The following is a 10,722-nucleotide window of genomic DNA, read 5'->3' as shown; positions in this document are numbered from 1 at the left end:
CGCGGGATGGAGCAGTCTGGTAGCTCGTCGGGCTCATAACCCGAAGGTCGTCGGTTCAAATCCGGCTCCCGCAACCAATTCTTTTAAAGAAACGGTTACTGTAAACTCTAACTTAAGAGATTAAATTAAGTAGTCGATAGACTTTAAATATACAGGCGCGGGATGGAGCAGTCTGGTAGCTCGTCGGGCTCATAACCCGAAGGTCGTCGGTTCAAATCCGGCTCCCGCAACCACTGAAATTACAATGTAGAATATTAAACAGACACGCCTAAAGCGTGTTTTTTTATGCCTACAATTCAGCGAAATGGATAACTCGTCGGTCTCAACTCTCCATTAGCCAGCAAAGGTCGTCGGTTCAAATCCGGCTCCCGCAACCACAGAAATAACAAGTTCTATTAAATCGACACGCCTAAAGCGTGTTTTTTTATGCCTGAAATTCAGTGAATGGATAGCTCGTCGGTCTCAGCTCTCCATTAGCCAGCAAAGGTCGTCGGTTCAAATCCGGCTCCCGCAACCACTGAAATCAAGTAATAATGAATCGACACTCTTAATGAGTGTTTTTTTATATCTGAAATTTAGAGAACTAATTAGAGGTTTTTTAATAGTTAAGCTGAAAATCAAGTGTGATGCGAAAACTCAAAACTTGCCTTTAATCTGTTTTTGAAGGAAATAATCTAATTCCATAACTAAATGGAATAACAAAGCAGATTCTATTCTTTTTTTATTCGTCAATACCCCGTTATTCTTCACGCTCAGAGAAATCTTTGGAGCGAGTATTAACGCTTTAAAGTTGAAACAAATTTTAGGCAAACTGATTTACTTATAAAAGTGGTCATTTTGTAGTTAACTTTTAGGGTTACGGGGACGAATTCATGTTGTTAGGTCAACTCAATGCAGCGGCAAGCCCGCTATCGCAAGAGCAAGTACAAAAGCTACAAGGTTTAGTGGCTGAGCTTAATCCAATTCAGCAAGCTTGGGTGAGTGGTTACCTTGCTGCGAATGCAAATACAGCAGCCCTTGGTGGTGTTGTGGGCGCAGCACCGAGCGCAGGTGAGGCAGCGGCATTAACTATTTTATATGGTTCGCAAACCGGCAACTCAAAAGGTGTCGCTACTAAGCTGAAAGAGCAAGCTGAGTCACGCGGTTTGGCTGTTAAATTAGTGAGCATGGCCGATTACAAACCAACGGCGTTGAAAAAAGAAAAATTCCTAACTGTTGTTGTATCTACTTATGGTGAAGGTGAGCCGCCAGAAGATGCAGAAACACTACACGAATTTTTAACCACTAAGAAAGCGCCTAAACTCGATGGCGTTAAAATCGCGGTAATTGGCTTAGGTGACTCAAGCTATGAATTTTTCTGCCAGACAGCTAAAGATTTTGAAGAGCGTTTAACTAAGCTGGGTGCAGAGACTATCTATCAGCGCGCTGATTTAGATGTTGATTACGATGATGAAGCAGCTACTTGGATCACTGGCGCATTAGATGCCTTTGAACCTGACTTAAAAGCACAGCAAGATGCAGGCGGCCAAGTAGTCTCTATGCCATTTGGCGCACCAACAGCCGCTGCAAGCCAATACACTAAGCAAAACCCTTTTGCGGCTGAGCTTAGCACAGTACAAAAAATTACCGGCCGTGATTCAACTAAAGATGTACGCCACGTTGAAATCTCTCTTGAAGGGTCAGATATTACTTATACCCCAGGTGACTCACTGGGTGTGTACTTCTTAAATGATGAAGCATTGGTCGACGAAGTACTTGAACTGACGCAGATTGATGCAAGCAGTAAGGTTAAGCTGGGCGATGAAGAGCTAAGTATCCGCGATGCATTAATTGAAAAATTAGAGCTAACGCAATCTTATCCAGGCTTTGTTGAAAAGTACGCAGTTGCAACTGGTACACCTGAGCTATTAAAGCTGGTGGAAGATAAAGCGGCAATGCGTGAATACATTGAACCTCGTCAAATATTTGATGTGATCCGCCAAAACCCTGCAAAAGTCGAAGCACAAACACTCGTTGATTGCCTGCGTAAGTTGCAAGCGCGTTTATATTCAATTGCCTCAAGCCAAGCTGAAGTTGAAGACGAAGTGCATTTAACAATTGCACTGGTTGAATTTGACGCCTTTGGCAGCGAACACTTAGGTGGCTGTTCTGGTTATTTAGCACGTCGTGCTGAAGAGGGCTGTAAAGTAAAGGTATTTAGTGAGCATAACGACAATTTCCGTTTACCTAGCAATGACGACACGCCAGTGATCATGGTAGGTCCTGGTACGGGTATTGCGCCGTTCCGCGCATTTTTACAAGAGCGTGATTCGCGAGAAGCTACAGGTAAAAACTGGTTGTTCTTCGGTAACCCTCACTTTACTCAAGACTTTTTGTATCAAGTAGAGATTCAAGGTTATTTAAAATCAGGTCTATTGAGCAAAGTTGATGTGGCATTTAGCCGTGATCAAGCTGATAAAGTCTATGTACAAGACAAGCTTCGCCAAAACAGTAAAGACGTTTTTGCATGGCTAGAAGCGGGTGCGCACATATACATTTGTGGTGATGCAAACCGTATGGCGAAAGACGTACACAATGCTTTGGTTGATATTATCAGCGAAAATACAGATAAGAGCTTTGAAGAGGCTGATCAGTATTTAAAAGACTTACGTAGCGCAAATCGCTATCAGAAAGACGTGTACTAAGTACACATTGCTTACTTTACAAAAGCAACGCTAACAGCCGTCACTGTAACAAATTTAGGATTAAACATGAGCGAACAAGATAAAAACGTAAAGCTTTCTGATAACGAGCGTTTGAAAAGAGAAAGTAACTTTTTACGTGGCACCATAGAGCAAGATTTAAAAGACGAGATCACCGGTGGCTTTACCGCGGATAACTTTCAGTTAATTCGTTTCCACGGTATGTACCAACAAGATGACCGTGATATTCGTGGTGAGCGCGCTAAGCAAAAGCTTGAGCCACTACATAATGTAATGCTGCGTGCGCGTATGCCTGGCGGTATTATCAAGCCAGAGCAATGGCTTGCGATTGATAAATTCGCCGATGAGAAAACCAGCTACGGCAGTATTCGTTTAACAACGCGTCAAACGTTTCAGTTTCATGGTGTGTTAAAGCCAAATATCAAAGGCATGCACCAAATGCTTAATAGCGTGGGTATCGACTCAATTGCAACAGCGGGTGATGTGAATCGTAACGTACTATGTACCACTAACCCAGTTGAATCTGAGCTTCATCAAGAAGCATACGATTGGGCTGCAAAAATTTCAGAGCATTTATTACCAAAAACTAAAGCGTATGCAGAAATTTGGTTAAATGGCGAAAAAGCAGAAACCACAGAAGAGCCAATTTTAGGCTCTAATTACTTACCGCGTAAGTTTAAGACCACTGTAACGATCCCACCTAATAATGAAGTGGACGTACATGCAAACGACCTAAACTTTGTGGCCATTGCTGAAGATGGAAAACTTGTAGGCTTTAACGTGTTAGTCGGTGGTGGTCTTGCGATGACGCACGGCGATACTGCTACATACCCACGTAAAGCGGATGACTTTGGTTTTATTGCCTTAGAAGACACGTTAAAAATTGCTGAGCATGTGGTATCTGTTCAGCGTGATTGGGGTAATCGTTCGAACCGTAAAAATGCAAAAACTAAATACACGCTAGACCGTGTAGGGTCTGATGTATTTAAGGCTGAAGTTGAAGCGCGTTCAGGTGTTAAATTTGCACCTAGCCGCCCATTTGAATTCACTCACCGAGGGGATCGTATAGGTTGGGTTGAAGGGATTGATGGCAAACATCACTTAACGCTATTTATTCAAAGTGGACGTATTTTAGATTACCCAGATAAGCCACTTAAAACAGGTTGTCGTAAAATTGCCGAGGTTCACCAAGGTGACATGCGCATGACGGCAAACCAAAATTTAATTATTGCCGGTGTGCCAGCGGATCAAAAAGCAGTGATCGAAGAAATTGCCCGTAACCACGGTTTAATTGACGACAAAGACACTGAGCAGCGCAAAAACTCGATGGCCTGTGTGGCATTACCCACTTGCCCACTTGCAATGGCAGAGGCTGAGCGTTACTTACCAAGCTTAGTTGAAAAGACAGAAGCGCTGCTAGCTAAGCATGGTATCCCTGATGACAGCATCATAATGCGTGTTGTTGGTTGCCCTAATGGCTGTGGTCGCGCAATGCTGGCAGAGGCTGGTTTAGTGGGTAAAGGGCCAGGTAAATATAACGTGTACTTAGGGGGTAACCTTGAAGGCACACGTATACCTAAATTGTATTTAGAAAATGTCGGTGAAGACGTTTACCTAGATGCCTTTGACAAGCTAATAGGTCAATGGGCGAGTGAGCGTAACGACGGCGAATGTTTTGGCGATTTTGTTATTCGTAAAGGCATTGTTGCTGAAGTTAAAGTGTCAGTCACCGATTTTCACGCTTAAATTAAAAGCAAGCGGTAACGCTTGCTGAGGTTTGGAATTTACTATGAGTGAATTTAAAAACATATTACAGCTCGATAAAGAAAGCCAAGCTGCATTGCTTGCAGATGCTAATGGTTTACTTAAAGATTTAAACGCTGAACAACGTGTTGCTTGGGCGCTTGAAAACTTACCAGAGACGCAGTTTTTATCATCAAGCTTTGGCATTCAAGCGGCTGTTATGTTGCACTTAGTAACAACACAGCGCCCAGACATCCCTGTGGTATTAACGGATACAGGTTACTTATTCCCTGAAACGTATCAGTTCATTGAGCAGATGACGGAGCGTTTATCACTTAACTTAAAAGTGTATAAGTCGGCTCTAAGCCCAGCTTGGCAAGAAGCTAAGTTTGGTAAGTTGTGGGAACAAGGCGAAGCCGGCATTAAGCAATATAATCAGCTTAATAAAGTAGAGCCGATGACTCGCGCGTTAAAAGAGATAGATGCTGGAACTTGGTTTAGTGGCCTACGCCGCGACCAAGCATCAACCCGTGCGGACAAACAGATTGTTGAAATTAGCCGTGGCACAGTTAAAGTTTACCCGATTATTGAATGGTCAAACCGCGATGTGTATCAATATTTAACTAAACATGATTTACCTTACCATCCACTTTGGGAGCAAGGATATGTGTCTATGGGTGATGTTCATACTACACGTAAATTAGAGCCAGGTATGACAGAAGAGGAAACGCGCTTCTTTGGCTTAAACCGTGAATGTGGCCTTCATATTGATGGTGACGGGATTTAATCCTAAATAGTTCTCTGAATATTCCTAAAACGCAGCCTAGCTGCGTTTTTCATTTTTGACTACAGTATAGTTAGTAAATGCAACTTATATGTGCTCATTTATGAAACAGGTCTTTGTTGTTCTACTGCTATTATTATCTAATCAGGTATTCTCTGAATCCTTTCGTGTTGCCCTGCCTGATGAAGATTACCCTCCAATTCACTTTGTTGATAAAAATAACAAAGGCATATTAAACCGTGTTTTATCAAAATTTTCAGCTGAGTCTGGCTATAAAATAGAGTATGTATTTGTACCAAAGGTGCGATCAGCTAAATTAATCCACGATAATCACATTGATGCCAGAATGGAATCAGAAGCTTGGCAAATTGATAATCATCCTCACTACTGGAGTGAAGGCATTGTTATAATCGAAGATGTAATTATTACAGGTCGCTATGTTGATCCTCGTATTTTCGATATAAAAAATAAATTCATCTCAGGCGTCTTACTTGGCCATTACGGCTATATTTACCCACAGTATGAGCCGCTAGTAAAAAATAAAACGCTTCATCGTGAAAACTTTTACTCTGATCTAGCTTTGCTTAAAAGCCTTCATAATAATACTTATGAGCAGAAGCGATTTGCTATTATGTCTCGTGCAGTCTTTAATTGGTATTGCAAAAAATACCCTGAGTTTAAGCAGTTGAACATGAGTGACTTCAATGTAGGTATGGAACCGCTACAGCTTCAGTTTTCTCATTCACCAAGGGGGAGAGCACGCGCAGATGCATTCAATATATTTTTAAAAAAGCTGAAAGCAAATGGTGAGCTTGCTAGAATAATAAATAGCTATCAATAAGCTTATTTATTTTAAATACACTCTTCAAGGAATGAAAATGAAGTATTTTGCTTACATATTAACCATGTTACTACTGATCAGTATCACCACCTTATTTTACCTGAAGCGTCCTGATGGAAAATCTTGGCTCAGCGTAGATCAAATTTCACAAACCTCAACAAAGCTAAAATCACAAGCGGTAGCTCTATCAAATAATACCTTGGATGAAGCGGTAAAATTAGTAGCAAATACACATCGTGACTTGATACAAAAAACCAATGATGATTTCTCAGCATCTACCGTGATTTATAAATGGCAAGATAAGCATGGGCAGTGGCATTATTCAGATCAACCCAACCCAAATGGTAAAAGTGAAAAAATGCTCTTAGACCCCAACGATATTACTGTGGTTGAAGCCGAAGACACCTCTATTTTAAAAGGCAGCGCCAAGTCAGGCCAGCTTGTTGTTACGCAAAACCCCGCAAATGCGTATAACCCTGTTGTGATCAAAAAATTGTTTGATGATGCGCAGCAAGTAAAGAAAAAGTTGGCAGAGCGGACTGAGCAACTTGAAAAAGCAAACTGAACATATACTTTTGTTTAATAGTGCTAATTATCTAAGTTTATACTCTAACTCATACTCTAACTCATACTCTTTTAACGATCAGCAATGCTAGGAAAGAAAGTATGCTCAATGGCTGAAGGTAAGTTATAGAACTTGAGCCACTCTTGGGTGATTGTATTTATTTCACCGGATTGAATGAGTTGACCTAACTTATGATCAAACCGATCTCTTAATTTTTTATCGTGAAACACAATAAACGACCCTTGGTAATCCAATAAATCAAGCGAGACGTAATCATTTGGGTTTAAGCCAGATACATAAGCGGTATGCCTATAAAACATTAAGTAATCGCCAATTCTCACATCAATTTTGTTCTTATGCAGTAGCTTATTGAGCGCTTGCTGATTGGCAGTTTCAAAATATTTAACTGAATCTGACTGGGTAAATTTTTTAAATTCATTGCCAAACAAGTTTGATGCCCCAGTAAAACTAGCTAGAGTAAAGCCATTTAAGTCATGTAATTTTTTTATATCGTTCGACCATTGGTCGGTGTGCATGATTACTCTATTTAAAAACTTCACTCTATATTTAGATGTGTAACTATTCGAAGGTGGCATTGCTGTGTAATTAATTGCAACATCAGCGACGCCATTTATAAAATAACGTTTAATAGCATCGTTGTTTAACGAGACTAAATTGATATTGTTGTAGCCTTCTTTGTTAAGAACTTTCAATAGGATTAGATCGAAATAACCATCACCAGTAACGTCGTCCTCTTGAAAGTAAGGGGCAAAGTTACCTGATGCGATTGTTAATTTTTGCTGTGCAAGCGCCTCTGAACACAAAGCATAGAACATTGTGCTGTATAAAAAGAGTTGATGTAAAAAAGACCTACGTATTCTTTGTATTAGCATGAATGCTGGCCGATTTATTGTGCTTATCTTCTAAATTCATAAGGATCAATGTTAAACAAATCTTGGTTGGCAATGAAAATAAAACACCGAACGCAATACACGATGCACTAATAACAATCTTATTAATACTAGTAATAGCATCAAAATAGTCAGAAACCAAAAGATAGTGACCTAATATTATAAGGCTCAGCCCTAATATGATGCTTAATTTAAGCATCCTGATAATGGTTTGAGGAGACATCAGTACACTGTTTTGATTACTAATACTTTAAGTGTAGCCAAAAATATTCAGTGCTACTTGTTCTTAATCAAATAAACAACTTTTGAGGCTGCGCAGTAATAAGTAGCGCAGCCTCTAGAGGCCGTATTATTGCTCAAGCATGTTTCTTAAAACGTATTGAAGAATGCCTCCATGTTTGTAGTAGTCCCATTCCTTAGGTGTATCAATACGCACATCAGCACTAAAGCTCACTTGTTTCCCCTCACTGTTAGTGGCTATCACGCTGACTTCGTTTGTTTTATCAAACAGACCTTCAATATCAAATGTTTCTTGACCTGTGAGGCCTAAAGAGTCATGGCTTTCACCTTCTTTAAATTGCAAAGGAAGTACGCCCATGCCAATTAAATTAGAACGATGGATACGTTCATAACTTTGCGCGATTACAGCTTTAACCCCTAACAGTAGGGAACCTTTTGCGGCCCAGTCACGTGATGAGCCTGTGCCATATTCAGCGCCTGCAAGCACAACTAATGGTGTGCCCTGCTGTTGATAATTCATCGCAGCATCATAAATACTTGCTAACTCGTCTTCAGGCTGAGTCCGTGTGACACCGCCTTCAGTACCTGGTGCGAGTAAGTTCTTTAAACGTACATTCGCAAATGTGCCGCGCATCATTACTTCATGATTACCACGACGTGAGCCATAAGAGTTAAATTGTCCCTTATCAACGCCATGTTGTAGTAGGTATTCACCGGCAGGTGCACTGGCTTTTATAGCACCAGCAGGTGAGATATGATCGGTGGTCACTGAGTCGCCTAATTTAGCCAAGCAACGAGCTCCACTGATTGTTGGGATGCCTGGAGGCTCCACTTCCATACCTTCAAAGAAAGGGGCTTTTTTGATGTATGTAGATGCATCATTCCAGTCATACAATTTACCATCAGGTATCTTGATTTGTTGCCAACGCTCATCACCTTTATATACATTGCCATAGCTAGAGGCGAACATCTCTTTAGTCACTGTTTTTTGTACCAGTTCATTGACTTCATTTACGCTGGGCCAAATGTTTTTCAGGTAAATGTCATTGCCATTTTTATCTTTTGCTAATGGCTCGTTGTATACATCAATATCTGTTCGCCCAGCAATTGCGTATGCGACAACTAATGGTGGCGACGCGAGGAAGTTCATTTTCACATCTTGGTGAATGCGTCCTTCGAAATTGCGGTTACCCGATAGGATTGAGCTTACAACTAATTTGTGTTTTTGAATTGCATCAGATATTTCATCCGCAAGTGGTCCAGAGTTACCAATACAGGTGGTACAGCCGTAGCCCACAAGGTTGAAACCAAGAGCTTCTAAGTCGTCCATTAACTCAGCATTTTTTAGGTAATCAGTGACAACTTGTGACCCAGGTGCTAGCGAGGTTTTAACCCAAGGTTTAACATCTATACCGAGTTGACGAGCTTTTTTGGCAACTAGACCTGCGGCTAAAATTACGCTTGGGTTTGATGTGTTAGTACAGCTGGTAATTGCTGCAATCACACATGCGCCATCATTAAGCTCAAACTCTTGGCCTTTAAATTTAACTTTAGCTGCGCCCATAAATTGAGCTTCGTCTACAGGTTCATCTGGATTGGTCGTAGGGCCTTCGCTTTCAATACGAGATTGCTCTTCGTCGCTTTTATCGCGGTTTGCGATACGATCATCTTGAAAGCCTCTCAAATGTTGGGTAATAACATCACCGGCTTGATCTAGTGTGATTCTATCTTGTGGGCGTTTAGGGCCAGCCAAGCTTGGTACTACATCATCAAGTTTTAATTCGAGTTTGTCGGTGTAATGAGCTTCATCACCCGCATTACGCCATAAACCTTGGTGCTTGGCATAATCTTCGATTAATTTTAATTGCGTTTCATCGCGGTTAGTTAGGCGTAAATAGTTAATTGTTTCGTCATCAATCGGGAAAATACCGCAGGTAGCACCATATTCAGGAGCCATGTTAGCGATCGTTGCGCGATCGGCTAATGGTAAGTCTGCGAGGCCGTCACCATAAAATTCAACAAATTTGCCAACAACGCCATGCTTTCTAAGCATCTCAGTTACAGTTAGCACTAAATCTGTAGCGGTCGTTCCTTCAGGAAGACGTCCATTGAGTTTCATACCCACTACTTGGGGAATAAGTAAGCTGATAGGTTGGCCTAACATTGCGGCTTCAGCTTCTATGCCGCCTACACCCCAACCGAGTACACCCAGACCGTTTATCATTGTTGTATGCGAGTCAGTTCCAACTAGTGTGTCGGGGTAAGCAAACTTTTGACCATTTCGCTCTTCATTAAATACCACGCGGGCGAGGTATTCTAGATTAACTTGGTGAACAATACCGGTTGCTGGTGGCACTACTTTTAGGTTATCGAAAGCCGTTTGACCCCAACGTAAAAACTCATAACGCTCTTTATTGCGTTCATATTCAAGTTTGGCATTTAAATCAAACGCACCGTCATCGCCATAACCATCAACTTGAACAGAATGATCAATAACAAGTTCAGCAGGAGAGAGGGGGTTTATTTTGGCAGGATCGCCACCGAGTTTCTCCATTGCATCACGCATTGCAGCCAAGTCAACAATGGCAGGCACGCCAGTAAAGTCTTGCATAACAACGCGCGCAGGTGTGAAGGCGACTTCTGCGCTAGGTTTAGCTTGTGGATCCCAATCAAGTAAGGCTTCAATGTCTTGTTTTTTTATGTTGATGCCATCTTCATTACGTAACAAGTTTTCAAGTAGAACTTTAAGCGAGAAAGGCAATCGTTTGGCTTTATCACCGAGCCCCTGCAATGAATGAATGTGAAATTGCTCACCGTTAATTGTGAGTTGTTTTTGGGTGTCAAAACTATTGCTCATTATATGCCCCTTTGTAATACCAGTAAGGTATGATGAATATCCTTAAATCGTAAAATTTAACCTCGTAATGATGTAGTAA

Annotated in this window: 7 protein-coding genes and 2 tRNA genes; 7 read left to right on the top strand and 2 right to left on the bottom strand. The window is 41.3% G+C overall.

All coding sequences use genetic code 11. From position 1 onward, the window contains the following. From ACHUE3_RS13840 to ACHUE3_RS13810, 7 genes are all read left to right on the top strand, one after another. A tRNA-Met gene (locus ACHUE3_RS13840) sits at positions 1–77 on the top strand. 79 nt (positions 78–156) lie between these two features. Beyond that, positions 157–233 (top strand) — tRNA-Met (locus ACHUE3_RS13835). A gap of 639 nt (positions 234–872) precedes the next feature. Next, positions 873–2,684 carry an assimilatory sulfite reductase (NADPH) flavoprotein subunit gene (locus ACHUE3_RS13830; RefSeq protein ID WP_394192976.1) on the top strand — a complete coding sequence of 604 codons (1,812 nt, stop codon included), beginning with the start codon at positions 873–875 and terminating at the stop codon, positions 2,682–2,684. Positions 2,685–2,750: 66 nt separating this feature from the next. Then, positions 2,751–4,448 carry an assimilatory sulfite reductase (NADPH) hemoprotein subunit gene (gene cysI / locus ACHUE3_RS13825; protein WP_394192975.1) on the top strand — a complete coding sequence of 566 codons (1,698 nt, stop codon included), beginning with the start codon at positions 2,751–2,753 and terminating at the stop codon, positions 4,446–4,448. A 43-nt stretch (positions 4,449–4,491) separates the two neighbouring features. Next, positions 4,492–5,232: a phosphoadenylyl-sulfate reductase gene (locus tag ACHUE3_RS13820; protein ID WP_394192974.1), complete on the top strand. Its 741-nt coding sequence runs from the start codon at positions 4,492–4,494 to the stop codon at positions 5,230–5,232. A gap of 100 nt (positions 5,233–5,332) precedes the next feature. Next, entirely contained in the window at positions 5,333–6,070 is a 738-nt protein-coding gene (locus tag ACHUE3_RS13815; RefSeq protein WP_394192973.1) for a hypothetical protein, read from the top strand. 37 nt (positions 6,071–6,107) lie between these two features. Continuing rightward, on the top strand, positions 6,108–6,635 hold the full coding sequence (locus ACHUE3_RS13810) for a DUF4124 domain-containing protein (RefSeq protein ID WP_394192972.1): 528 nt from the start codon (positions 6,108–6,110) through the stop codon (positions 6,633–6,635). A 71-nt stretch (positions 6,636–6,706) separates the two neighbouring features. Here the strand turns inward: ACHUE3_RS13810 and ACHUE3_RS13805 are convergent, their stop codons facing one another. Together ACHUE3_RS13805 and acnA are read right to left on the bottom strand one after the other, a co-directional pair. Beyond that, positions 6,707–7,528, bottom strand: a complete 822-nt coding sequence (locus tag ACHUE3_RS13805; protein ID WP_135474995.1) for a substrate-binding periplasmic protein — start codon at positions 7,526–7,528, stop codon at positions 6,707–6,709. A 367-nt stretch (positions 7,529–7,895) separates the two neighbouring features. Further along, positions 7,896–10,643 (bottom strand): aconitate hydratase AcnA, encoded by a 2,748-nt coding sequence (gene acnA / locus ACHUE3_RS13800; protein WP_394192971.1) that lies wholly within the window; start codon positions 10,641–10,643, stop codon positions 7,896–7,898. Between the last annotated feature and the right edge of the window lie 79 nt (positions 10,644–10,722).

The sequence above is a fragment of the Pseudoalteromonas atlantica genome (genome assembly GCF_043641955.1).
GTDB classification, from domain to species: domain Bacteria; phylum Pseudomonadota; class Gammaproteobacteria; order Enterobacterales; family Alteromonadaceae; genus Pseudoalteromonas; species Pseudoalteromonas atlantica_A.
This window is presented reverse-complemented; position numbering and strand designations above follow the sequence as displayed.